Annotated in this window: 26 protein-coding genes; 14 read left to right on the top strand and 12 right to left on the bottom strand. The window is 37.2% G+C overall.

All coding sequences use genetic code 11. From position 1 onward, the window contains the following. Positions 1–41: 41 nt before the first annotated feature. Positions 42–359 (bottom strand): YebG family protein, encoded by a 318-nt coding sequence (locus I6F65_RS05565; protein WP_024612003.1) that lies wholly within the window; start codon positions 357–359, stop codon positions 42–44. A gap of 314 nt (positions 360–673) precedes the next feature. Here I6F65_RS05565 and I6F65_RS05560 point away from each other — a divergent pair, with 314 nt between their 5' ends. Next, complete coding sequence (locus I6F65_RS05560) at positions 674–970, top strand: ComEA family DNA-binding protein (RefSeq protein ID WP_024612004.1); 297 nt, start codon at positions 674–676, stop codon at positions 968–970. 13 nt (positions 971–983) lie between these two features. Here the strand turns inward: I6F65_RS05560 and I6F65_RS05555 are convergent, their stop codons facing one another. Together I6F65_RS05555 and dsbB are read right to left on the bottom strand one after the other, a co-directional pair. Continuing rightward, positions 984–1,286: a DUF6170 family protein gene (locus I6F65_RS05555; RefSeq protein ID WP_024612005.1), complete on the bottom strand. Its 303-nt coding sequence runs from the start codon at positions 1,284–1,286 to the stop codon at positions 984–986. A gap of 1 nt (position 1,287) precedes the next feature. Beyond that, positions 1,288–1,806, bottom strand: a complete 519-nt coding sequence (gene dsbB, locus I6F65_RS05550) for a disulfide bond formation protein DsbB (RefSeq protein WP_024612006.1) — start codon at positions 1,804–1,806, stop codon at positions 1,288–1,290. 427 nt (positions 1,807–2,233) lie between these two features. Between dsbB and fadR the strand changes: the two genes are divergently transcribed. Next, a complete protein-coding gene (fadR, locus tag I6F65_RS05545) occupies positions 2,234–2,947 on the top strand; it encodes a fatty acid metabolism transcriptional regulator FadR (RefSeq protein WP_024612007.1) in 714 nt (237 codons plus the stop codon). 237 nt (positions 2,948–3,184) lie between these two features. Further along, positions 3,185–3,790: a peroxiredoxin gene (locus I6F65_RS05540; RefSeq protein WP_166108969.1), complete on the top strand. Its 606-nt coding sequence runs from the start codon at positions 3,185–3,187 to the stop codon at positions 3,788–3,790. Positions 3,791–3,844: 54 nt separating this feature from the next. On the opposite strand, the gene I6F65_RS05535 is transcribed toward I6F65_RS05540, so the two are convergent. Both I6F65_RS05535 and smpB read right to left on the bottom strand, forming a co-directional pair. Continuing rightward, positions 3,845–6,436 (bottom strand): TonB-dependent receptor, encoded by a 2,592-nt coding sequence (locus I6F65_RS05535; protein ID WP_197111907.1) that lies wholly within the window; start codon positions 6,434–6,436, stop codon positions 3,845–3,847. A 319-nt stretch (positions 6,437–6,755) separates the two neighbouring features. Then, complete coding sequence (gene smpB / locus I6F65_RS05530; RefSeq protein WP_024612010.1) at positions 6,756–7,235, bottom strand: SsrA-binding protein SmpB; 480 nt, start codon at positions 7,233–7,235, stop codon at positions 6,756–6,758. A gap of 148 nt (positions 7,236–7,383) precedes the next feature. Between smpB and I6F65_RS05525 the strand changes: the two genes are divergently transcribed. Beyond that, positions 7,384–7,824 carry a type II toxin-antitoxin system RatA family toxin gene (locus I6F65_RS05525; RefSeq protein WP_166108971.1) on the top strand — a complete coding sequence of 147 codons (441 nt, stop codon included), beginning with the start codon at positions 7,384–7,386 and terminating at the stop codon, positions 7,822–7,824. After that, positions 7,821–8,144: an RnfH family protein gene (locus tag I6F65_RS05520; protein ID WP_024612012.1), complete on the top strand. Its 324-nt coding sequence runs from the start codon at positions 7,821–7,823 to the stop codon at positions 8,142–8,144. Before I6F65_RS05525 ends, I6F65_RS05520 begins: the two co-directional genes overlap by 4 nt. A 65-nt stretch (positions 8,145–8,209) precedes the next feature. Here the strand turns inward: I6F65_RS05520 and I6F65_RS05515 are convergent, their stop codons facing one another. Continuing rightward, positions 8,210–8,569: an outer membrane protein assembly factor BamE gene (locus tag I6F65_RS05515; RefSeq protein WP_024612013.1), complete on the bottom strand. Its 360-nt coding sequence runs from the start codon at positions 8,567–8,569 to the stop codon at positions 8,210–8,212. Positions 8,570–8,675: 106 nt separating this feature from the next. On the opposite strand from I6F65_RS05515, the gene I6F65_RS05510 reads away from it, so the two are divergent. Continuing rightward, the gene (locus I6F65_RS05510; protein WP_166108972.1) at positions 8,676–8,990 is read left to right on the top strand and encodes a GIY-YIG nuclease family protein; all 315 of its coding nucleotides are present in this window, start codon (positions 8,676–8,678) and stop codon (positions 8,988–8,990) included. 122 nt (positions 8,991–9,112) lie between these two features. Here the strand turns inward: I6F65_RS05510 and I6F65_RS05505 are convergent, their stop codons facing one another. Continuing rightward, positions 9,113–11,032 (bottom strand): methyl-accepting chemotaxis protein, encoded by a 1,920-nt coding sequence (locus I6F65_RS05505; protein ID WP_166108973.1) that lies wholly within the window; start codon positions 11,030–11,032, stop codon positions 9,113–9,115. Positions 11,033–11,226: 194 nt separating this feature from the next. Then, positions 11,227–12,699 carry a ketol-acid reductoisomerase gene (ilvC, locus tag I6F65_RS05500; RefSeq protein WP_166108974.1) on the bottom strand — a complete coding sequence of 491 codons (1,473 nt, stop codon included), beginning with the start codon at positions 12,697–12,699 and terminating at the stop codon, positions 11,227–11,229. Between the two features lie 138 nt (positions 12,700–12,837). Here ilvC and ilvY point away from each other — a divergent pair, with 138 nt between their 5' ends. The 6 genes from ilvY to I6F65_RS05470 all read left to right on the top strand — a co-directional run bounded on the left by ilvY (position 12,838) and on the right by I6F65_RS05470 (position 18,278). Next, a complete protein-coding gene (gene ilvY, locus I6F65_RS05495) occupies positions 12,838–13,743 on the top strand; it encodes an HTH-type transcriptional activator IlvY (RefSeq protein WP_197111904.1) in 906 nt (301 codons plus the stop codon). 115 nt (positions 13,744–13,858) lie between these two features. Beyond that, the gene (locus I6F65_RS05490; protein ID WP_197111902.1) at positions 13,859–14,914 is read left to right on the top strand and encodes a GGDEF domain-containing protein; all 1,056 of its coding nucleotides are present in this window, start codon (positions 13,859–13,861) and stop codon (positions 14,912–14,914) included. 131 nt (positions 14,915–15,045) lie between these two features. Then, the gene (locus tag I6F65_RS05485) at positions 15,046–15,921 is read left to right on the top strand and encodes a MipA/OmpV family protein (protein ID WP_197111900.1); all 876 of its coding nucleotides are present in this window, start codon (positions 15,046–15,048) and stop codon (positions 15,919–15,921) included. A 1-nt stretch (position 15,922) separates the two neighbouring features. Further along, positions 15,923–16,303, top strand: a complete 381-nt coding sequence (locus tag I6F65_RS05480; protein ID WP_197111898.1) for a DUF3019 domain-containing protein — start codon at positions 15,923–15,925, stop codon at positions 16,301–16,303. Between the two features lie 14 nt (positions 16,304–16,317). After that, positions 16,318–17,010 carry a response regulator gene (locus I6F65_RS05475; RefSeq protein ID WP_166108977.1) on the top strand — a complete coding sequence of 231 codons (693 nt, stop codon included), beginning with the start codon at positions 16,318–16,320 and terminating at the stop codon, positions 17,008–17,010. 26 nt (positions 17,011–17,036) lie between these two features. Continuing rightward, positions 17,037–18,278 carry an ATP-binding protein gene (locus tag I6F65_RS05470; protein WP_166108978.1) on the top strand — a complete coding sequence of 414 codons (1,242 nt, stop codon included), beginning with the start codon at positions 17,037–17,039 and terminating at the stop codon, positions 18,276–18,278. A 112-nt stretch (positions 18,279–18,390) separates the two neighbouring features. Here the strand turns inward: I6F65_RS05470 and I6F65_RS05465 are convergent, their stop codons facing one another. Further along, a complete protein-coding gene (locus tag I6F65_RS05465; protein ID WP_024612023.1) occupies positions 18,391–18,606 on the bottom strand; it encodes a DUF3820 family protein in 216 nt (71 codons plus the stop codon). A gap of 333 nt (positions 18,607–18,939) precedes the next feature. After that, on the bottom strand, positions 18,940–20,511 hold the full coding sequence (locus tag I6F65_RS05460; protein ID WP_166108979.1) for a cation:proton antiporter family protein: 1,572 nt from the start codon (positions 20,509–20,511) through the stop codon (positions 18,940–18,942). A 266-nt stretch (positions 20,512–20,777) separates the two neighbouring features. Between I6F65_RS05460 and I6F65_RS05455 the strand changes: the two genes are divergently transcribed. Together I6F65_RS05455 and I6F65_RS05450 are read left to right on the top strand one after the other, a co-directional pair. Continuing rightward, on the top strand, positions 20,778–21,521 hold the full coding sequence (locus tag I6F65_RS05455; protein ID WP_197111896.1) for a sporulation protein: 744 nt from the start codon (positions 20,778–20,780) through the stop codon (positions 21,519–21,521). A gap of 67 nt (positions 21,522–21,588) precedes the next feature. Further along, positions 21,589–22,038 (top strand): GNAT family N-acetyltransferase, encoded by a 450-nt coding sequence (locus I6F65_RS05450; RefSeq protein WP_166108981.1) that lies wholly within the window; start codon positions 21,589–21,591, stop codon positions 22,036–22,038. Positions 22,039–22,120: 82 nt separating this feature from the next. On the opposite strand, the gene I6F65_RS05445 is transcribed toward I6F65_RS05450, so the two are convergent. Then, positions 22,121–23,476, bottom strand: coding sequence for a sodium-dependent transporter (locus tag I6F65_RS05445; protein WP_166108982.1), 1,356 nt, complete (start codon positions 23,474–23,476; stop codon positions 22,121–22,123). A 204-nt stretch (positions 23,477–23,680) separates the two neighbouring features. After that, positions 23,681–24,973, bottom strand: a complete 1,293-nt coding sequence (locus tag I6F65_RS05440; protein WP_197111894.1) for a HAMP domain-containing sensor histidine kinase — start codon at positions 24,971–24,973, stop codon at positions 23,681–23,683. Between the last annotated feature and the right edge of the window lie 9 nt (positions 24,974–24,982).

Here is a 24,982-nt window from a genome sequence, read left to right as displayed (position 1 = left end):
ACTTAGTTGCTCCCTTTTTTATTAATATTTTAATACACGGTTTAGCTTACTTTTTTCTCATCGTTATCTTGGGCAGCTGAAACGTTGTCTGCTTTTTTATTTTTAGCTGGGGCTTTGGTAACAACCGGATCTTTGCCACCTTTCAATATAGTCATAAAGTCTTCTTTACTCTTAGCTATTTCTAAAGCAAGTGACTCTATTTGTTGCTCGCTTAATGGCACATCTACTTTTTCTAACATTAGCTCAAGTGACTCAGCAATATCGAGCATTTTGTCATAGGCATCAGCTTCTTTTTTAGTAGTAAACGTCATGCGCTCGACTCCGTTTCGTTCTACAACATATTTAACAACAACAGCCATTATTTCTCCTGCAAGCTTGCGTGGCAATGTGGTTTATGAAAACCATTAGATTACTGTTTTTATGTACAGTAATGGTTTGTGGTGTAATTTGCAAGTCTCTCTTATTAATTTTTAGGTGTCTTAAATTTGACAAAAAACACTAACTTTACTTTAGTTAAGCAATCACTTGCTGTACCCGCTGCATTTTTACCATTTCGGAAATTAGTGATAATGCGTTTAGGTACACTTTAAGTGATGAGTTTGTAGCTCCTTATTTATTGAATGTCTCCTGAGCAAAATAATGAACGTTCGATAAGAACAATAAGGAAACCACAATGAAGATTTTTAAAAGCTTATTATTTGTTAGTTTGTTATGTTTATTTCCTGCAACAGTCACGTTTGCACAGTCATCAGAAGTTCTCCAAGAAATGCCTCAATTTGAACCTGTAAGTATTAATAACGCAGATTTAAATATGCTGGCTAAGCTTCCAGGTATCGGTAAAAAAAAGGCGCAAGCAATTATTGATTACAGAGAAGAAAATGGTGAATTTACCAATGTAGGTGATTTAGCTCAAGTGAAGGGGGTTGGTAAAAAACTAATGACTAAGCTTGAAGGAAAAATAAAATTGTAGATGAGTAGGGGCGCTAAGCGCCCTGTTCAAATTGTTTTAATGCTTCAGCCAGGTTTTTTTTAGCAAAGTTAATTTCAATTGGTGTTGTTAATAGTGGATAACATAACCCACCCAGTATTAAAAATGGGATAACTATCCAGCCTTTAAATAAGGTAAATATTAGAAATAGCGGACTTAATAATACAAGCTTTATTATACGTAATAACACGCGCTCGGTAGGAGATATCATGCTTAGTGACAGCGCAATAACGGCTTGTCTTTCGCGTATTTTTAAATGCTTTAGCTCATCTAGTTGGCTAGAAAAAAAAGTAAACATATCAAATCGACTTCTTCGTAATTAAACGGTTAATAATGAGTAGGGCTAATACAACTGAAAATAAAGCAAATATAATCTCCATCCATGCAGGCATGCTTAAACCTACAAACTGCCAATCAATATTCGCACAATCACCCGTCGCTTGAAAAAAGCTAGGGATCCATTCGTGTAATGGCATAAAAGAAGGAAAGTTTGGTTCAAATTCACAACTGAACGCAAAAGGATCTGTTGTTGTTTGCATATCAATATGTTCTCGTGAGATTAAGTACCCCCAACCACTTGATATTCCCCATACTAAATAAGCGATCACTCTTGCTATTTTACTCTGTGGTTTAGCTGAGCCAATAACACCTGCACCAAGTAAACCAAGTACAGCTGTACGTTGATAGATACACATAATGCATGGAGCAAGCCCCATTTTATATTGAAAAAAGAGTGCCGTTACTTCAAGCAAAAATACGATAGCAGTAAATAAAAGCCAAGGAGTACGTTGCGTAGGTAGTTGTGCAAGCCAGTTCATAAAAAATCCGCAGTCAAATAAGAGGTTAGATTATGACTTAGGATAAAGTAAGCCACAAGGGAAACGAAAAAAAAGCGACTTTAGTCGTTTTTTAAGTAGGAATAATGATTATTAATCATTATCTCAGAAGTGACAGAGTGATACTTTAAATAGCACTTATATATATAAATCGGGCTTGTTAAATAAACCCAGCTTGAGTGAAGTGAAAGGAAAAAGGTCAATGGTAACAATGTACCCAATGTGAATGTGTCTATCGGATATAATTTAAAGGTGTGATTTAATTTAAATTATTAATTCATTGTAAATAGTGGTTCATTTGCTTTAACTAATATACCTTACTTTAACTTGTTAGTTATGCATCGTCTGGTACAATCAGTCAGTTATTCGTGTAAACAATGAGTTGTAGATTAATTCGAGTGGGAATTGAATGAGAATTTTTAAAGCGAAAAGCCCAGCAGGATTTGCTGAAGAATATATAGTTGAATCTATTTGGAACGGCGATTTTCCACCAGGTTCAATTCTACCGGCAGAACGGGAACTCTCGGAGTTAATTGGTGTAACAAGAACAACTTTACGTGAAGTATTACAACGTTTAGCGCGTGATGGCTGGCTGACTATTCAACACGGTAAACCAACTAAAGTTAATAACTTTTGGGAAACGTCAGGCTTAAATATTCTTGAAACGTTAGCACGTCTTGATGAAGATAAAATGCCAGAGCTGACAGATCAGTTATTATCAGCAAGAACAAATATCAGTGCTATTTATACTCGTGCTGCAATTAAGTTGAATCCAGAGCGTGTAATTGAAATTTTATCGCAAAGCCATGAGCTAGAAGATACCGCTCAAGCGTTTTCTGATTACGACTATAAAGTACATCATGAACTAGCTGTTGCCGGTAATAACCGTATATATGTATTAATTTTAAATGGTTTTAGAGGCTTTTATTCTAAAATCGGATGCCATTATTTCTCAGATGCAGGTACTCGCGAACTTGCACGTCAGTTTTATAAAGATTTAACCGTATTAGCTGAAAATAAAGAGCACGATGGTGCTATTTCTATGATGCGTAAATATGGTCATCAAACCGGTGAAATCTGGCAGAAAATTAGAGGTGACATGCCCTCTGATATTATGGATTAAACCTATATTTAAAAGCCTGCGAATGCAGGTTTTTTTATAACCTAAATTCGTTATTTATAAGCGTTCGGTATTTTCGATTAGTCACATCGCTAAATACGATTGTCCTTTTCTAGTTAATAACTCTAGAATGCCAATTAATTATATGTCGGTGCTATTGGTTTTCAACTTTTAGCGCCCATATAACTATCAGCATTGCGAAAGCAATTGATATCAAACTCAAAATATTTGGAGAATAAAATGGGTGTATTAGTAGGCCGCCAGGCACCAGACTTTACCGCTGCAGCTGTTCTTGGTAACGGTGAAATTGTAGATAGCTATAACCTTCATGAAACAATTAAAGGTAAAAAAGCAGTTATCTTCTTTTACCCACTAGATTTCACGTTTGTATGTCCTTCTGAACTTATTGCATTTGATAAGCGTTTTGAAGATTTTAAAAAGCGTGGCGTAGAAGTAATTGGTGTTTCTATCGATTCACAATTCTCACATAACGCATGGCGTAATACTGCTATAGCAGATGGCGGTATTGGTAAAGTTCAATACGCACTAGTTGCAGATGTTAAACACGAAATTTGTAAAGCATACGACGTTGAACACCCTGAAGCTGGTGTTGCATTTCGTGGTTCTTTCTTAATTGACGAAGAAGGTAACGTACGTCACCAAGTAGTGAACGATTTACCACTTGGTCGTAACATTGATGAAATGCTACGTATGGTTGATGCACTAGCGTTCCACACTGAGAACGGTGAAGTTTGTCCTGCTGGTTGGACTGAAGGTAAAAAAGGTATGGATGCAAGCCCAGAAGGCGTTGCTAAATTCTTATCTGAAAACGAAGGCGACCTATAATTTAGGTTCTTTGTTTAAATAAAAACCGCCAATTGGCGGTTTTTTATATTTAATTTAAAATGTAAATCTTACTTTTGTATACAGGTAACGTCCACGAGGGTTATGTACACCAGACACATAACCGTATAAATCGCTATCACCATCACCAATTGCAAATGGTGGCTCTTCATCAAATAAGTTATTAACACCTAACGATAATTTAATAGATTCAGTAATTCGATAAGACGTTTGTAAATCGACTAGTGTTTGTGAGTCAACCATACGCGATGTATTACTATCAAAATCTAAAGTACCGTCAAAGTTGATATCAGGTGTGTCTTCAAATTCACCTACATAACTAATGTTTAAGTTTGTATTAAACTCACCAACTTCCCAGTTGGTAGAGAAAATAAAGCGATGTTCAGGGTAGCCATATTCGCCAGTGTAATCACGACCATCTTTTTCAAACTTGTCTTGATAAGCCCATTCTAAATTAAACTTAAGTAAACCTAAGTCATCAAGAGAGTGATTATAGTTTGCAGAAATATCAACGCCGGAGACTTCCTGCGACGATAAGTTTTTAAATGTGCTGTGTACTTTTTGTATTGTGCCTAGGCTTAAACCACCTGTTGTTGGTAGACGAACGCAAACTGTACTATTTTGATTGCCGCATTCTGCAGCATAAATAGGACCAAACTCTTCTTGATCAATTTTATTATCTTGAGTAATACTCCACACATCAACACTTACACCGAATTCGGCTGCTGGTGCCCAGATAACCCCTACATTCCATGATTCAGATTCTTCTGCTTTTAAGTCAGGATTACCTGAAAACTCAATATTGTAATCAAGGGCTTGGCAATCTAATCCTGTTTGTTCACAGCGCTCTGTATCCACAAAAAATTGACTTTTTTGTGATGGACCTAAACCTATTTGTGCTAATGACGGTGCTCTAAAGCCTTGAGCCCACGAACCACGTACAGTAATTTCTTCAGTGGGTGCCCAGCGCAGAGCTACTTTTGGATTAGTTGTAGTACCAAAGTCACTGTAATCATCGTAACGACCCGCTAATTGTAGTTCAAGGTTATCAGCAAGTGGAATCGAAAACTCAACATAGGCAGCATACTGCTCACGATCAGCAGAGGCTGATACAGACTCAGTGCCAAAAATTAAGCCTCGTTGAAATTGATCATCAGGAATATCGCTTACATCTTCTTCTCGGTATTCAATACCTGCCGCCATCATGATCACATCATCACCAAAACTAAATGCTTCGCCGGTAATGTTTGCATCAAATGATGTCATGTGTGATTCGCCGCGTCGCACTAAACTGGTTGTTATTCTATCGATAACGGCCGCATCGTTATAAGTGCCGCCAAACGGGTTGTAATTTCCAGCATCAATTTCTTGTTGTAAAAAGTCAGTGCGTACCCAACCTTGGGTTCTATCGCCAGTTTGCAGAGATTTACTTCGACCTTTTTGTACCGCTGTTTCCCAGCTCCAATCGTTAATTTCGCCTTTTAAACCAGCAACAAAACGAAGGGTATCCGATTCAATATCCCATTGTCGTGCACCGGCATCTACAGTACGGTAACGACCAATTTGAATATCTTCACCATATGGATTATTAGGATGGCTTGCAGGTACTGTTAATCCCGCATCTTCATCAAGGGGGGTGGGTGCACCTGCCGCTATAGAACTATTATGCTGTACTGCTATTTCTAAAAAACCAGTTATACCAGCATCAAAACGATATTCAAATTGTGAAATTGCACCTACACGCTCCGACGCAGGAGCAATGTAGCCATAAGAGCCGTAATCAAATAAACAACTCCCCCCTGAAGTTGCATTTTCAGCAGGGCATGAAGGGTCAATTGTTTTTACGCCATCGACATAAAAGTATCCAGGGAAACCACGAGAAGAGCGGAAATCTTCACCGCCATAAGGTTCTTGGTTTGCAGTGCCTAAACGACCCATTTCATCAGAAGAAAGAGAGGTGTTTTTAAAGTAATCAATAATAACTGATGCACTACTTTTTTCGCTTGTAGTACCCCAAACAAGGCTAGCTGTTGTTTCTTCATAATTGGGACCATCTGTACCGCCGTAGCCTAAATTAATCTCAACACCATCAATATCTTTCTTTAAAATAACGTTAACTACACCCGCTACAGCATCTGAGCCATAAATAGCTGATGCGCCATCTTTTAGTATATCAATTCTCTCAATAGCAGATATTGGAATGCTGTTTATATCTACAAATGAATTAGTAATACCTTCAGCAAAGGCACTAATTGATACACGACGACCATTAATTAGTACAAGTGTAGCGTCGGCTCCTAAGCCACGTAAACTAACGGCAGCAGATCCATTTGCTGTTGAGTCTTGGTTATTACCACGGGTAGAAAAAGTACCATTACCTGCAACAGGCATTCTTTCAAGAAGTTGCTGTAAATTGTCGTAACCCATGTTTTCAATATCAACTCGACCTATAGATTGCACCGGAGAGGGACCTTCTATATCTGATCGCTTGATGCGTGAACCTGTTACTTCAATGCGTTCTACTTTCTTTACTTCATCTGCAGCATATGAAGTTGTTGTAAAGCCAGCTGATAGTGCGAGTGTTGCACCCACAATAATACTGGGTGTAAATACGGTTGATTGCTTCATCCTTAAATCCTTGTTGATATGTTATTAATATTGTTTTTTAAAACAGGTACATTAATATCATGTAACTTAAGTGTTATCAATTGCGCTTTTTTGTGATTTTAGTATGGGTTTTGGAATGGTTTTGTTGATATTTTAATCTGAAAAAATTATTTGATACGAATAAGCTTAACGTTTTTGGGAGTTGTATCTAATTATATTTGCTCGAGAGTTGAGTTAAATAGATAGTAATTAGGTTTTAATATTTTTTGTAATAATTTATTTTACTTGCGATAAATTGAATCGAGTAAATAAAAACGCCTAACAGAGTTAGGCGTTGAGGTTATACTTTGTGTTTCATTAAGCGTTCTTTTTCGCGAGACCAATCTTTATTTTTCCCGTCGTCGCGCTTGTCATGCAGCTTTTTACCTTTTGCTAAATAAAACTCCAGTTTTACCCAGCATTTTTTCCAGTACATCGCAGTGGCTATTAATGAATAACCATCACGTTCGGTAGCACCGAGTAAGCGGTCTAGCTCACGTCTGCTTAATAATAGTTTGCGATAACGCATTGGATCGCAAATAACATGGGTAGATGCACTATTAAGAGGCTGAATTTGCGCGCCAAGTAAAAATGCTTCGCCATTTTTAAGGTGAATATAAGTTTCGGTGATGTTTACTTTACCAGCTCGGATACTTTTTACTTCCCAGCCTTGTAGTTCCACACCTGCTTCAAACTTATCGTGTAAAAAATACTCATGTCGCGCTTTTTTGTTTAGCGCGATGGTATTACTGTTCGATTTTGATGAATTTTTCTTAGCCATAGTGCCCTATAATATACGTAATGTGAGATGTTTTACATCGATTTTTTTAATAATGCTTTTAAAAAGTTAAGGTTTAATTTAAGCAGTATGAAAATTTGGGGAAACGCACAAAGCTTGCTAAAATTCGCCCACACAGTTGGGAGTGAGTATGCCACAAATAGAAAAAAGTGCGCTGGTTATGTACAGCACTAAAGAAATGTTTGATCTAGTTAATGACGTAGAAGCTTATTCGCAGTTTTTACCAAATTGCTCAAACTCAAAAATTGTTTCACAACACGATAATAACATGACCGCGAGTTTAGAAATATCCAAGGCGGGTATAAAAAAGTGGTTTACCACCGAAAACACCTTTATTAATGAGGATACAGTGCTGCTGCGCCTTGTTGATGGTCCGTTTAAAATGTTAAAAGGTCGCTGGCATTTCCAAGAACTTGATGCCAAAGCATGTAAAGTACAGCTAGAACTAGAGTTTGAGTTTTCGAGTAAACTAGTTGAGCTTGCTTTTGGTAAAATTTTTAATGATGTAGCAAAAAATATGGTAAGTGCGTTTACTAAGCGTGCTAAGCAAGTTTATGGAGATCGAGTATGATTAATGTTGAAGTCGTATTTGCTTTACCAACTACAGCAACCACTTTATCTATTGAAGTATTAGAAGGTACAACAGTAGAGCAGGCGGTGATTCAATCAGGAATTATCGAAAAGTGCCCAGAAATAGATGCTCAAGCATTAACTTTAGGTGTATGGAATAGAACAGTAAAGCCAACTCTAGAGCTTAAAAATGGCGACAGAATTGAGATTTATCGGCCGTTAATTGCAGACCCTAAAGATGCCCGTAGAAAACGTGCTGAAAAAGCAAAAGATGAAGGTCGAGCAAATAAAATAACGGGTGGAAGACCAATAGAGCGGTAATTATTTACTGATGAATACTAAAAAGGTGAGCATTGCTCACCTTTTTGTTAACGCTAAATAGAGTATTATTGCTCTAGAGGCGTGTTAAAGTTTTCTGGTTGATCGTAGTCACCTGAAATCGATACTAATTTTTCGTTTTCGAATTTAATAACTAATGATTTATGCTGCTCGTTGCTACGACCTTTATTAAAGCTGTAAACATAACGCCATGTGTTGTTATCAAAGGCATCTTCGGCAACAGGTCTACCTAATACATAAATAACTTGCTCTCGAGTCATACTAACGCGAAGTTTTTCAACATCTGATTGCTCTAAAAAGTTACCTTGAGGAATGTTGATTCTGTATACCCAGCTAGAACAACCTGCTGCGGTGCTTAATGTTAGCGCAACGATAAGCCAAAGAGAAAAAGTTTTTAACGACTGCATTGTTAGTTGTGATCCTTATTTTTTATAATCTGCATGATACCGATTAGTCACTGAAGGTAAAACCCTTTTAGCAATTGTTTTTTGTTAAGGGCGTTAAGGTAATGTTTTGACCATTAATAATGAAAAAAGTTTACATCACATTGAAGAGAATAACTTAAAAAGTACGTCTACTTGGTACTTATATATTGTACAAACACGATTTGGCCATTGGTATACAGGTATTACAACAAACGTAGAAAAGCGATTTTCCACACATCAAGCAGGTAAAGGCGCTAAAAACCTTAAAGGAAAAGGGCCATTATTACTTATTCACCAGCAAGAGGTGGGGAATAAAAGTGAAGCGAGTAAGCTAGAGTACCGATTAAAAAAATTATCAAAAGCGAAAAAAGAAGCGTACGTTGCTTCATTTAAAAATATTTAAATTTAATGGATTAGCTAACTGATTTGTTAAATTATAAATCAATAACCAGTTAAACCTCTGAGCAAAGTTACTTTTAAATATTATGTAATTTTGCCCAGAGAAGTATGCGGTTTTATAGCGGTTTAACGACCTTTTTCAAAAGTTGCAACCAAAGTGTCAAGAGTTTGAGCGCTGTTAGCTAAATCGCTGATGGCTTGTTCAGTATTTATTTGCTCACTCATTGCTTTATCACTAATTTCACTTATTTGCTCAATGCTACGCCCTACATCAGCAACTACATTACTTTGTTGCTCTGTTGCTGTTGCAATTAGGGTTGCCATATCATTTATTTGATTTGCGGTCTCTGTAATTGCATCAAGTAATTCAACAGAGCTTTGCATTGCACCTACACTTTCCTGTGCTTTATTTTTAGATTGGCTAATATCATTAACTACATCGTCAGAAATTTTTGTGAGTTCTTCAATCATCGATTGAATTTCGGTTGTTGATTGTGAAGTGCGATTTGCCAATGCACGTACTTCATCAGCTACAACAGCAAAGCCACGACCATGCTCGCCTGCGCGAGCAGATTCAATTGCCGCATTTAAAGCGAGTAAATTGGTCTGCTCCGAAATACCTCTTATGGAATCTACAATACTTGCTATATCCACAGTCTTTTTAGATAGGAGAGTTACTTGCTCTGTTATGCCATCTATATCACTGGCAAGAGCCGAAATAGTAGCCTGACTTTGCAGAACTTGTTTGTGGCTCTGAATCGTGTTTTCACGGCTACTATCTGTTAATTTTGCTGTGTTTGCGGCGCTTTGTGCAATTTCTTGAACAGTTGCACCCATTTCATTTATAGCAGCAGCAACCGAAATAGTTTGCTCTTTTTGACTGTCAATTGCTTGTGAGTTTCGTTTAGATTGCTCAAATACATGATCAGAACTTTTTCTAATATCGTGGCTTTCGCTGGCAACTTGAGTAATTGCGGTTTCTATTTTATTAATAAACTGGTTAAAACCATTACTTAGGTTATTAAGCTCTGGTTGGCTTGATTCTGGTAGGCGGTACGCTAAATTAGCGTCACCAGAGCCCAAGCGTGAAAACAGTTCTGCCATTTTAGTTAATGGAGAAGAAAGAGAGCGTGCTAGTAAGTAACTAATTAAACTGGCAACTAAAGCAATAATTAACGTAAAGGTTAGTATCTGCCATTGTAGGGTGTTTACGCTCGCAAATACCTCGTTTTTTGGCACCTGAGCAACAACGTACAAGTCGGTATTTTTAATAGGTGTTGCAGCAACAAGCGTAGGCTGACCATTAAAATTTATTTCTTCTAGCGCAAAACCATTACTGTTTAATAGCTTACTGTGGATATTATGAGCATATAAATCATCAATATTTGTTTTAGCTACTTTGCTTGCGTCTTTATGGAGTTGAATTAACCCACTCTTATCTGCGATAAATACAAAGCCTGTTTGCTCAATTTTAAATTGTTGTAATAAACTTTGCATATCAGTAATGCTTTTAGCAAGACCCGCTAATCCAGTGCCGTTAGGTTGCTGGTGATTAATAAACATTTTTACATCGTTAGCCGACTCTTGGTAAATACTAATAGAGTAAGGTTGTTTTGATTGTTTAAAAGCAAAAAACCAACCATCCGCTGCATCGTTTTTTAATACGCGTAAAAAGCCATCTTGATTCCAATATTGAGCTGTATTTCTGTTTGCCCAAGATGCTGTCGCTAAATCGTATTGATCAACCAGATTATTTAATTCTTTGAGTAACAAAGTATCGTTTTTATTATCAGACTGTGCCCACTGTAAAATAAACTCGTTTGATGATAGTTGCTCTGCAGCTCCAATGAGTACATTTATATCGCCACCAATATGATTACTTATTGTTTGCAACTTACTGGGTAGCTCAGATTCAATCATACGTTGTTCAATAATATCTTCTGAACTGTATAAAGAGGTCAAGCCAATAAGTGCAGCAACACAAATAGCGATGCCACTGCCTAAAGCCGTGATTTTTTGAGTAATAGAAAGCTTTTGTAACGTCATGATAATAATTTATTTTACAACTAAGTAGAGAAACATATTAGCACATTATTTATTTGGGAACTAAATATTGGTCGAGCAGAATAGGTAAAGATATACCTTGATTGGTTAAAGTTTTATTAACAGACATAAAAAAGCTCACATGCAAAAAGCATATGAGCTTGGTTTCTAACAAGCGAAACTTTTATTGTTTAGGGTTAAACAATTTTTTTCATTGCTGACATGTAACCACGTAACTTAGCACCTACTTTTTCAACAGGGTGTTCACGCAGAGCAGCATTGATTTGAATTAATGTTTGGTTATCAACTTGGTTGCTGTGCTCGCCAAGACCTTTACCAATAATGTCTGTATCAACGTTTTTCATAAAGTCAGCAAGTAATGGTAAACATGCATGGTTATATAAATAACAGCCGTATTCAGCAGTATCAGAAATAGTACGGTTCATTTCAAAAAGCTTTTTACGCGCAATAGTATTGGCGATTAATGGCGTTTCGTGTAATGACTCGTAGTAAGCTGACTCTTCGATAATGCCTGCTGCTGTCATGGTTTCAAATGCAAGTTCAACACCTGCTTTAACCATTGCTACCATTAAAATACCGTTATCAAAAAATTCTTGTTCTGAGATTTCTACATCGCCAGCAGGGGTCTTTTCAAAGTTAGTTTCTGCTGTTTCTGCGCGCCATTTAAGTAAGTTTACGTCATCGTTATTCCAGTCTTCCATCATAGTGCGTGAGAAAGTGCCGTCGATGATGTCATCTTGATGCTTATTATAAAGCGGACGCATAATTAGTTTTAGCTCTTCACTTAGTTCAAACGCTTTTACTTTTGCAGGGTTTGAAAGGCGGTCAAGCATGTTAGTAACGCCGCCGTACTTAAGTGCTTCGGTAATTACTTCCCAACCGTATTGAATTAGTTTTGATGCGTAACCAGCATCAATGCCTTTTTCTATCATTTTATCAAAACATAAAATAGAGCCAGTTTGTAACATGCCACATAAAATGGTTTGTTCGCCCATCAGGTCAGACTTAACCTCAGCAATAAATGATGATTTAAGTACACCTGCGCGATGTCCGCCCGTACCCGCTGCATACGCTTTAGCTTGTGCTAAACCAAGACCTTGAGGGTCATTTTCTGGGTGAACCGCGATCAGAGTTGGCACACCAAAACCGCGTTTGTATTCTTCACGTACTTCAGAACCAGGACACTTAGGTGCAACCATGATGACAGTAATGTCTTCACGTACTTGCATGCCTTCTTCAACAATATTAAAGCCATGAGAGTAGGCAAGGGTAGAGTCTTTTTTCATAAGCGGCATAATCGCACTTACTACAGCGGTATGTTGTTTATCTGGCGTTAAATTAAGTACTACGTCAGCGGTAGGAATTAATTCTTCATAAGTACCAACAGTAAAGCCGTTTTCAGACGCATTTAAAAATGATTGGCGACGCTCAGAAATAGCTGATGCGCGTAATGTGTAAGAAACATCTAAGCCAGAGTCACGTAAGTTTAAGCCTTGGTTTAAACCTTGTGCGCCACAGCCTACAATAACTAGTTTTTTACCTTTAAGTGCGTCAACGCCATCAGCAAATTCGCCTGCGTCCATAAATTCACATTGCGCTAATTGCGCTAATTGCTCGCGTAAAGGTAAGGTATTGAAATAATTCGCCATTGTTAGTGTCCTATAAAGTCATGTTTGTTAGATGCGCAATGTTTATTGCGCTTACAAACACCATATGTAAAATCGTTGCTTGCGTAAAATGATATATTTGAATTAAAGTGTTTCATAATATGAAATACTGGGTTTGGCATGGATCATAAACATTTAAACTACTTTTTAGCACTGGCTAAAACACTTCACTTTGGGCGTGCAAGCGAGCTTTGTCATATAAGCGCGCCTACTTTGAGCCGTAATATAAAGTACTTAGAGGAGGAGGTAGGTGTTGCGTTGTTTATCCGCGATAACCGCAGTGTTAAATTAACGCGTGAGGGTGAGTCGTTTATTGATTACGCCACAGCAACGCTCGCTAATTGGCAGCGCTTTAAAGCGAATGTAAAAGATCCACAGCAACATATTTACGGCAAAGTAAGTATTTATTGCTCGGTTACTGCGTCTTATAGTTTTTTACATCAAATATTAGAGCAACTTCGCGCACAGCATCAGTACATAGAAATAACATTAAATACAGGCGACCCTGCACTTGCTATAAATCGTGTATTAGATGGGCACGAGCTAATGGCTATTGCTGCTAAGCCAAGTAAATTACCTTCACAAATTGCCTTTGTAGATATAGGGCACTCTCCGCTTTTATTAATTGGACCAAAAATTCAATGTCCGATCACAGAAAAATTAACACAAAATAGTGATGACATTAATTGGTCTGATTTAGAATTTATAGTGCCAGAACAAGGTTTTTCTCGCCAAAGGTTAGAGCATTGGTGGCGCAAAAATAATATTCACGGAAAAATCTATGCACAAGTTGCTGGGCACGAAGCAATGGTATCTATGGTGAGCTTAGGATTAGGTGTCGCAATGGTCCCTAAAATAGTGCTAGATAACAGCCCACTGCAAGATAAAGTACAAATACTAACACCAAAAATGCAAGCGCCTGATGGGTTTGATATTGGTTTGGCAGTATTGAGGAAAGAATTAAATGACCCTGCAATCAGTGCCTTGTGGAATATTGCGCAAACTTTAGATGCCAAGGCAATTTAAAGTTTTATAAATTAAATTAATTCGAAAAATAGTATGAATAGTTGTTGCGTATATTTTTACGATTACTTAACATCAGGAGTCAAATAATAAAAATAATAATGTTTAAGATTTAATTATGAATCATGTTGTATCACTAGCACACTCTGCTCAGTGTTTAAAAAAAGCAGTTCCTATGATGGTAAAATACCGAATGCCGGTTACTCCTATCAACTACGCTATTTGGTATTGTTATATTCAAGGTAATAAGCCGTCTTTAAATGCCGAACTAGATCAAATAATTTCTCAGCAGCAAACGTGCACTCAAAATAAAGCACAAGAAATATTTGATAAGCATTTAAACAAAGAAGATTTGACCCTTTTTCAAGAAGCATCTAAAAAATTCCACGCGACGATTGAAGAAGTACAAAAAGACATAAGCATCACACTCAATCACTCTAAAAGCTTTACTACTACATTAATTGACTCGCAAAATGAGTTAAATACGCTTACTGAAGTTAATTCATTCAATGAAGTGCTTGGGTGTGTTGAGCGTTTAACTGATGAATCTATTGCGATGCAAGATTATGTGCGTGAATTTCAAACTAAGCTTGCATTAGCTTATAACGAAATTAAAGATCTTAAAGAGGCGCTTAACCTATCCAAAGAAGCCGCTGAAACAGACCCGCTAACAGGGTTTTATAATAGAGGTAAGTTTGACGCCGACATAACCAATTTTTGTAACGAATATTCCCTGCGTACTCAAGGAACTTCGCTTGCTGTGTTAATTATGTTTGATATTGATCATTTTAAGCGCTTTAACGATGACTTTGGTCATCAAAAAGGGGATGAAGTATTAAAGTTAGTAGCAGAAAAAGTTATACAGCATACTAAAAACACCATAAATATGGCAAAGGCTTATCGTTATGGCGGGGAAGAGTTTTGTATAACGGCTTACTTTGACACTATTAACGATATTATGGCGTTTGCCAATCGTATTCGTTTAGATATAGCCAAACTGGCGGTGCGTAAAAAACATGATACAAATGCTAAGCGGGCTATTTCTGCTAGTTTTGGGTTATCTATTTTACGTCCATTTACTAATAGTGCGGTGTTAATTGAACGAGCAGATAGAGCACTTTATATTGCAAAAACACATGGTCGAAATCGTATAGAAATAGCACCTGATATTTAATGATGATTAGATAAAATAAAAAAGTTAATAATTATGTATATAAATTGTGAATGATTGTAACTAGGTAGAGCTAGTTTAAAATGACTTTGCTACTATAAATGACTGAATATTTGACACCTTGACTGACACTGATGCGGTTTAATTTTTTAATAATAACAACTTTACTCTATCTCGCTTTAGTCGCTTGCTTTACTGCTAATGGGCAGCAAAACGACAATGTAACAGATGAGTTTGAAGAGCAGCAAATCGCTACAGAACAATGGTATTTAAGTTTGAGTGCTGGAGTTGGCGTTATTACGAATCCGTTGCACGGTGGTGATAACATCCCTTTGGTGTTAATTCCGCAAGTTGCTTTTTACGCACAACAATGGTTTTTTGATAATGGTCGAGTTGGTTATTCATTTATACAAACCCCCAAGCACCAACTTAATCTTGTTAGTGAGCTAAATACAGAATCTCGTTTTTTTATAGATTGGCATCCTAAAAATATTTTTGCTCTACAGGGAAATGCACTTAGCAGCCAACTTGTTCAAGACGGTGACTCTTCTCCCGCTAAAACCCTCAATATAAATGACATTAAAAAACGCCATACGGCACTCGATACCGGTATTGCTTATCACTATGTGAGTGGACCTAATGTATTTTCTATTCAAGCATTACACGATGTTACTAATGTTTATAATGGGTTACGTGCCGGATTGCAGTGGCAGTATCATGCTCAAATAGATAAGCTTAAATTAAAATCTACCATGGGTATTAATTATAAATCGGCGGAACTAAATAACTATTATTATGGACTAAATGCCGATGAAACTCAGTTTGGTAAAATAGACGTTGGTAGTAGCTGGCAGCCTTATGCTAAAATCGACGCCCGTTGGCCACTGAGTAAGGTCAACTCTCTTCGTTTTCATGTAGCATATTACGACTATTCAGCTATGGATGGCAGTCCGCTCTTTGAACGTACTTATTCAATGACTGCCTTTATAGGATTAGATCATACTTTTTAATATGAAGTATTTAATGTTTATTGTGCTTACTGGGTTGCTATTTAGTGGCTCTAGTATGGCAAAAATCACGGCTTTTAACGTCTCTCCTAAAGTATGTGTGGTTTCTGAAGAACGCGATTTTTGCGAGCTTGATTTGCAATTTAATTGGCAGCTAGATAAGGCTATAGACGTATGCTTATATCAACAAGATGAGAAAATACATTGTTGGCAACAGCAACATTCAGGGCAATTTAATTATAAAGCGCGTGTTCAGGTAGAGACCATATACTCCTTAATCAATCCTCATACGGGTGTTTCATTATCAAAAACACAGGTTGAAGTACAAAGCGCCCATGCTAAAAAAAATAGGCGTAGGCTTCGCTCTCCGTGGAGCTTTTTTTAAATTAGGAGCAACCAATGCCAAAAATTTTACTTGTTGAAGATGATCTCGGTTTACAACAACTAACAAAAGATTATCTTGAACAGAATGGCTTAGAAGTCGCTGTGTTAGACCGCGGTGACGAAGTGTTTAATTACCTTGAAAATAATGCAGCCGATTTAATTATTTTAGACGTAATGCTACCAGGTAAAGATGGGTTTAGCGTATGTCGTCAGGTTCGTGATAAATATACTTTGCCAATTTTAATGTTAACAGCGAAAGGGGAAGACTTTGACCAAGTACTTGGTTTAGAGTTAGGCGCTGATGACTATGTTATAAAGCCAGCAGAACCTCGTGTATTACTAGCCAGAATTAATGCTTTACTGCGTCGCGGTCAAGCAATTACTAAAACGAGTGAAGAGTTACAATTTGGCGACTTAATGATTGATAAAACAAGTCGTATAGTAAAATTAAATGAGACTGAAATAGTACTGACATCTCATGAGTTTGAGTTACTTTGGTTATTGGCTTCAAACGCGGGTGAAGTGCTGAGCAGAGAACATGTACACCAACACATGATAGGGCGTCAGTATGACGGTCTTGACCGTACAGTTGATGTGCGAGTGTCTCGAATTCGTAAGAAGTTAGGTGATAACAGCGATAAACCATATCGTATTAAAACTGTGTGGGGACAAGGTTATTTATTTGTTTCTGATGCGTGGGATTTATAGTTAGTGTTTTGGATTAGTCGGCTTTAATGGGAAAACTGTTTGCAAGTTTGTATGTTTACTTCATTGTTTCTTTATTTGTAGTAAGTGGTGTAATTGAACAGTTGTGGCCATATGAAGAGTCACAGCAACAGGTACTATTAGATGACGAATTTGGGCAGTCGCTCTGGTTGCTCTCTCAAACTTCCTCTGGATTACAAAAGCTAAAAAGTAATTTTGAAAGTCACATCATCGAGCGACATGACTTGATGTTGCCACCACAGCAGCAAGCGCAACTAATCGATAATCACTACCTTTATTTATACGATAAACAACAACGTATTGTTTGGTATGTAGAGCTGAACCAGAAGGACTTATTACAAGTAGGTCCTTTTGGTGTGCCTGCTCCTGTATCGTCTTCTGTTTGGCCCTATTTATTATTACTCATTATTGTTGGTATACCGGTTGGGCTTTGGAGTTTTTTACTTTGGCGTGATTTTGCTAAGTTACGCAAAGCATGTGAAGCCGTTGAGGGTCTGCAAGATTTTCAATTAAACGATACTTCTAAATCTTTCTTTTTGCCTGTTACAGATACATTAAAGGTAATGCAGCAACGCATTACTTTTTTGCTAACGGCACAGCAAGAACTCACATCTTCAGTTTCTCATGAGTTTAGAACGCCACTGGCGCGATTAAAATTTGCAATTGTTATGCTACAAGATCAGCTTTTAGATGACAAAAGCGAGAAGTATTTGGCTAATATGCAAACCGATATTAGTGAACTGGAATCGTTAGTTTCAGAAATGCTTGAGTACGCAAGATTAGATTCTCAACAACCAAGTTTACAATCTACTAGTTGTGACTTGGTGGGGTTAGTAAGAACGAGTATTGAAAAGTTAACTTTTGATACACGAATAAATCTTGGTAATAACTTACCAGATAAGCTTACTCATAAATGCGATAGCCACTTTATGGCGCGTGTATTTCAAAACTTAATTGGTAATGCTCTCAAATATGCAACGACTCAAGTAAAAGTAACATTACTCGCTGAGAAACAATGGATTTTATTTATTGTTGAAGACGATGGTGCGGGTATCGCTCAAATAGATAGAGAAAGTATATTTAAGCCTTTCACAAGGCTTGATAAGAGCAGAGATAAAAAAACAGGTGGATTTGGACTAGGTCTTGCCATCGTGTGTAAAATCGTATCGTGGCATCAAGGCGAGTGCAAAGTTGAAGATTCTGAGCTTGGTGGTGCTAAATTTATTATCAGTTTACCTATAAAAAAATAACCCTAAATATATAGACATAAAAAAAGCGCTGTAAGGCGCTTTTACGGTTAAACCAAAATCAACAAGTAGCAAAGTAATAGACCGTGCACCTTCAAAAAAGTTTCCACTCTTTTTATTTTCTTTCTAATAATGGCATTAGCATTTGTTCAAGCCCATTGAGTTTTACCTCATACATCATTGCTAATTGACTACCGAGTTTTGTATCAGGAAAGCCTTGTTGTTTAAACCAGACTAAATAAGGCTCTGGCAACATTAATAGAGGGCGTCCGGCATATTTACCAAAAGGCATTTTTGTATTTATAGCTATTTTAAGTTGTTTTGGATCCATTGGCTTATGTAAGTCTGCTTTTAATAGGTAAGTGTAAGGTATTTTGGAGGGATAAAATAGGCTGTGACGGGCAAGAAACAGCCTATTGTGTGAGGGAGTAGGCCCTCTTATTCATGAATTTATGTTGATAAATATAAACTTAGCTGAACATTAATTAGCTGGAGTCTAATTAAGTTATTTTTAGCATATGGGTTCTTATTTAACCAACGAAGGTAGTCTACCTGTTTTTTTAGCTAGGGTTAATTAGCTTTGTGAAGAAATGTAAATATAATTAGTTTTTTTTGTTTTTATAATAAAAAAGCCTTAGCTTTTTGCTAAGGCTTTAAAATCATATTATGGAAAAAGCTTTTGTTTTACGTGCTCTGCAAAGCCGCTACCTGCTTCTAGGTAAAAGTTATAGGTAGAATGCACACCCATCTCTTCTAGTTCTTTTTGTTGATCTGGGTAGTTTGCAATAGCGGTAACCTGTCCGCTATAACCAGAGGCTTGTAGTTGCTCTAAGGCAAATATATTTTGCATATGCTTTGGCATTGCAAGCATAACCATTTCTACGTGAGAGTGGTTTACACGTTGCCAAAAGTCAGGATCGGTGGCATCTGCAATTAATACTTTTCTACCTCTGCTTATGTGCTTATCGACAACTTCTGGTTCTATATCGATACCCGCGACCAAGTTAGGGTGGGTGGTATTAATTGTTTCGTAAGCACCTGTACCGATTCGTCCCATTCCAAAAATAACTATTTTTGTATCATTTAGATTCACTGGTAACTCTTCGGCTAAGCGAGTTTTACTCTCAAACTTAAGTAACCAGCGCTCTACCTTTACATACAACTCGTTAGAACGTTTATTCAACGGTGAAGCAATAACAAAGGTGATTGAAACAGCTATAGCCATAACTGCAAGCCATTCTGAGGTGATCATGTCTGTGCTTGCAGCAACGGCACAAACAATTAAACCAAATTCACTATAGTTAGCTAGGCTAAACGCGGTAAGGAGTGATGTACGAGCTCGTAACTTAAATAGATTCGTAAATACATAGTAAAGTAATGTTTTAATCGGCATTAATAAAACGAGTAGTAAAGCTATAAATAGTGAATTAGCGGTTAGCTCTGCATTTAAACCAATACTTAAGAAAAATCCGACCAGTAATATATCTTTTAGGTTAAGTAATGACTTAGAAAGCTCGCCTGCTTTTTTGTGAGGTGCAAACATCATCCCAATAATAAGCGCACCCAAGTCGCCTTTTAGACCTGCAAATTCAAAGGCGTTGTAGCCTAAAACAAGGGCAAAGAAAAAACCAAATAACGGCAGTAGTTCACCATGTTTTGAGCGGTTTAATACCCAATACATAAGAGGGCGCAGTAAAATAAGCCCAATAACAAGACCCAAAGCCCAAATATTTGGAACCTTACCGGTGCTAATTGCTAAAAACATAACAGCAAAAATATCTTGCATTACCAAAATACCAATAGCGATTTTACCATGAAGGCTTGCCATTTCGCCGCGTTCTTCAAGTACTTTTACAGCAAATACGGTGCTCGAAAAGCTAAGCGCAAAACCAATAAGCAGCGAACTTTGCCAGCTTAAATCAACAAAAAGTGGTAGGGCAAATACACCAAGAAGTAGCATAAAGCCGCTAAATAAAGCACTACTCAAAATAATATGAAGCGTGGCTGGAGCCCAAACTTGCGGTTTTATCAAGCTGTTTACTTTGAGTTTTAAACCAATACTAAATAATAAAAGAGTGACGCCTAGGGCCGCTATTGTATTGAGTAACTCTGTGCTTTTATAGCCTGCTAAGTTAAGTGCGAATCCTGCTAGCAAAAAGCCAATAAGAGGAGGTAGTTTTAATTGATAAACGCCAAAACCACAAACAAACGCGGTAGCAAAATAGATTAGTTCCATAATTCTTAATATCACTTCATTTGGTGCTGCAGTGTAGCGAAAAATTGATATCAATGAAAATAAATATAAACGTGTTAGTGAGCCTATTTAATCAATTAGTTGCTTTGTTACGTATGAAAAATAAACATTTAACAGGTATTTAATCGTAAATAACATGTAAATAACATTTTTTCACTGACAACCGCTTTTAAATATGGTTAAGATGCTATAACGAAGAAGTTTAAGTAAGAGCACATGATAGAGCCGCTCTGCTTAAGGAGAAATATATGTTTAAAAAGATTTTAGCATCGGTTGGTATTGGTGCCGCTAAAGTAGATACTATTTTAGAAACTGAGCACTTACAACCTGGCCAGCTTTTCAATGCACAAATAGTTATTACCGCAGGTGATGTTAGCCAAGAAATAGCGGGTTTAGATTTGCTATTAATGACCCGCGTAAAAGTAGCTGGTGATGATGGCGATTACTTTACTAATCATGTGATTGATCAGTGGCGCATTACTGATATTGGTACTATTGAACCTGATGATGTTAAAAGCATTCCTTTTGAAGCTCGACTTCACTCTGAAACACCAATAACAGAAATTAACGCTGGATATAATCAATCTTATGTCTGGTTAGAAACAGGTCTTGATATTGATTTAGCGCTGGATCCTACCGATAAAGATCATTTACATATTTATCCTAATGAAGCCGTTAAAACTTGTATGCAAGCAATGGAAAAATTGGGTTTTAGTTTAACTAAAGCAGATGTTGAGGAAGGTCATTTACGCGCATCTACGTTCCAATCTGTCTCTGGGTGTTATCAAGAGCTTGAATATAAACCTAACAGCAGAAGCTTATTTGGTATTCAAGAAATTGAGTTGTCGTTTGTACCTGAAGCACACAAAACCCATGTTTTAATTGAACTAGACCGTGCATTTAAAGGCGATGGTTATATTGATTTAACAATAGAGCATGATCATGTGAATCTTTCACAGTTGTGTGACCAATTAGAGCGTTTATTTACTTAACTCTATCTATTAGTTAGTTATTAAAACAACCCAGCTTAGGCTGGGTTTTTTATCTATGGAATTTAATATGCAGTTTAAATGTGAGAAATTTGACGATCTCGATGCGTATACTCTTTTTACTATTATGCGTGGTCGTGTTGATGTGTTTGTTGTAGAGCAGGCGTGTCCGTATCCTGAACTTGATGATCATGATATTGCGCCAGCTACTCAACATATATATGCAATTGATGATAACCAATTGCTAAGCTATGCACGTTGCTATAAAAAAAACGCGCAGTTTAGTGCGATAGGGCGAGTGTTAGTAGGCGAAAAAGTTAGAGGTAAAGGTTATGCAACTAAGCTTGTTACGGCTGCTATAAGCTGTTGTAAAGCACAGTGGTCTGAGTGTGATATTTATATTGGTGCACAAATTTATTTGCTTGATTTTTACCGTTCATTTGGTTTTGAAAGTGTAGGAAAAGAGTATCTTGAGGATGGTATTCCTCATCAAGATATGATTTTGAAAGTGGTGAAGTAACCAGAGATTAAATTAAGTGGATTTAATTTAAGTGCCTATTAAACAAGCCCACAAATGTGGGCTTGTTTTGTTTTTATAATGTTTAGCTTAATAGCGAATGTAAAAACACCATGCCAATTGCCAGTGGGCAAATAAACTTAGTGTACCAAGGCCATACTTTCCAAAATAAGGTGTTATGTACTTCAGGATTACCTTGTTGAATCGCTTTAAGTAATGAGCCTCTATACCAGATCCAACCAACGAATATACAACACATTAAGCCAAGCAATGGCTGAGCTACTTTAGTTGTAAGCGTGATAACCAGACCAAATAATGCACCTAAGTTACATACTATTATTACGCTAACGACAGCTATTAAGGCACCAATTAACCAAGTGGCTTGTACGCGTTTCATTGCAAAGCGCTCTACTGTGTAAGATACAGGGGCTTCAAGCATTGAAATAGACGAAGTTAATGCAGCAATACTCATGAGCGCAAAAAAGGCAAAACCTACAAATACTCCCACACTACCCATGCCATCAAATAGCGCCGGTAATACTTGAAATACTAATGTGTCTTCAGAGAGAAGCTTGCCTGTTGTTGGTGAGAATATTTCTACGCCTTGTGCTTGGGCAACATACATAGCAGGGATAATAAGTAAACCCGCCACAAAGGCAATAAACACGTCAATAAGTGTGACATAAGCACCTAACGAAACAAGGTTTTCTTTTTTGCTAATATATGAGCCGTATATGATCATTACGCTAGTACCAAGTGATAGCGAGAAAAAAGCTTGTCCTAATGCGCTTACTAATAATTCAGCATCAAAAATAGATGAAAAATCAGGAACGAGATAAGCTTTTAAACCTTCCATTGCTCCATCTTGTGTCATTACGTAGGCAATTAATAAGAATAAAATACCGAGTAATGCAGGCATTAATCGCTTTGACCATTTTTCTATGCCGTTTTCTACACCACGACTAATAATGGCTACCGTTAATACAATAAAGATAATGGTGAATATAATATTTCGTGAGAGTGACTGCTCACTTAGCCAAGTTGATGCTGACTCTGCACCCACTAGTGTTGTGACGGGTTCAACAGTCGCGCTAAGCATCCAACCGGCAACAATGGCATAAAAACTTAATATAAAGCCAGCACATAAAATACCACCAAAACCCACAATAAACGCAAAGTGCTTTTGCCAAGGTTTGTTAGATATTTTTTGAAGCGAAGAAACGGCATTTGCTTGACCATGACGACCAATCATAAGTTCAGCCATTAAAGCTGGGTAAGCTAAAAAGAAGGCTAACACTAAATAGGCAACTAAAAACGCAGCACCACCATTACTCGCTGTTTGTGTTGGGAATCCCCAAATATTGCCCAAACCAACGGCAGAACCCGCGGCGGCCATAATAAAACCAAAACGAGAACTAAACTCGCCTCTAACTGCGCTCATATTATTGTACTTCTCTATTTTTTGACGGCGCTGACAATCTACTGGAAATGTAAAAAAATAAAAAGTGCTTATTTGCTGATCTAACACAATTTAATACGGCAGTAGTGTGGTATGGGCGCTGTTTTTAGTAAATGTTATCGTATAGTTAAAGTTAACAGGTTGTTTTTGTTTTTAAAATGTTAATTACAGTGTGTAACTAATGCTTTACGCTTTGTGATGTTGATCAATTGTAAGGGTAAAACAAGCCCCGCCTAATTGGTTACTTTTACTTACTTTTACGCTGCCATGATGCCAGTCGGCAACTTTTTCGACAATTGCTAGACCAAGCCCGTAGCTTTTATCTGCACGGTTACGATGGTTTTCTTCTCTAAAAAATGGACTAAATACATTATTAAAGTTTTCTTTAGCGATACCTGGTCCATCATCTTCAACAGTTATAATAAGTTGCTGTTCGTAAACTTTAGCGCTTAAGTAAATGTGTTGATCAGCAAAATCACATGCATTGGTTAATAAATTAGTAATTGCACGAGCAAGCCAGTGAAGGTCTGCATTAATAAGATCACTTGAGCTATTGAGTTGTACGTTGAGCATTTGTGATTCAAGTTTAGGAGCAAGCTGTACTAAAATATCGTCAAGATAGTGCTTTATATTAGTTGAAGAGTAAGTCAGTTTATTCGCGTTTTGTTCAAGTGTTGCAAAAGCTAAATAACTTTTTAGCATTGATTCCATATGGTCTAAATCGTTTTCCATACGGGCTAAGTATTGCTTTATTTTTTGTTCATCGTGGCTGTCAATTGCGGCATCTAATCCAAAGCGGAGACAAGCTATAGGTGTTCGGATATCGTGAGATAAGCTCGAAGCCATTAGCTTGTTTTCGGCGACTAGTTTTTCTATTTGGCTTGCCATTCTATTAAATGTGAGCTCTACGTCTTTGATATAAGTAAAATGCGACACTTTAATACGAGCTTGTACATTGCCCGATGCAAACTTTTTTGCGGCTTCGTTTAGCACTGTTAAACGCTTAGCTAAAGGCGCAATAATAAAGCCCATAAATACACACAAACCTGCATAAAATAGCAGAGTTAAAAATATATCATTGCGCTGCTCTGTGTCTGTGCGTTTATCGAGTCGCATTGAAATATGAAAAGGATTTAACGTTTGATTGCTATACAGCATATAAAAACCTTGTTGATCTTCTAAAATCAATCCGCCAAGTGAATGCATTTGTAATAGTAAAGAAGGGGGAAGGGCGAGTGATTCATTAAGCTTATAATCAATTAGTAAATCAAATTCATTAGCAAGTTGTTTTACATAAGCACTGCGCTCAGAAGTTGGGATATTAGCTAACTGTTTGCTAAAGCCCGTGATCATCTTACTTTGCACGCTAAACTCATCTTGTGGGGTGTGTGCTTGTTGGCTAAATGCGTCAATAAGCCAACCAAGTACCACAATAGATAAAAGCGCGCTGCCTAAGAGCGATATATAAAACTTTTTCATTTAAATAAA

This window comes from Pseudoalteromonas sp. SWXJZ94C, assembly GCF_015864385.1.
In the GTDB taxonomy this organism is placed as follows: Bacteria; Pseudomonadota; Gammaproteobacteria; order Enterobacterales; family Alteromonadaceae; genus Pseudoalteromonas.
Note: the sequence above shows the minus strand (reverse complement) of the source record. Positions and strands in the feature narration are given on the sequence as shown.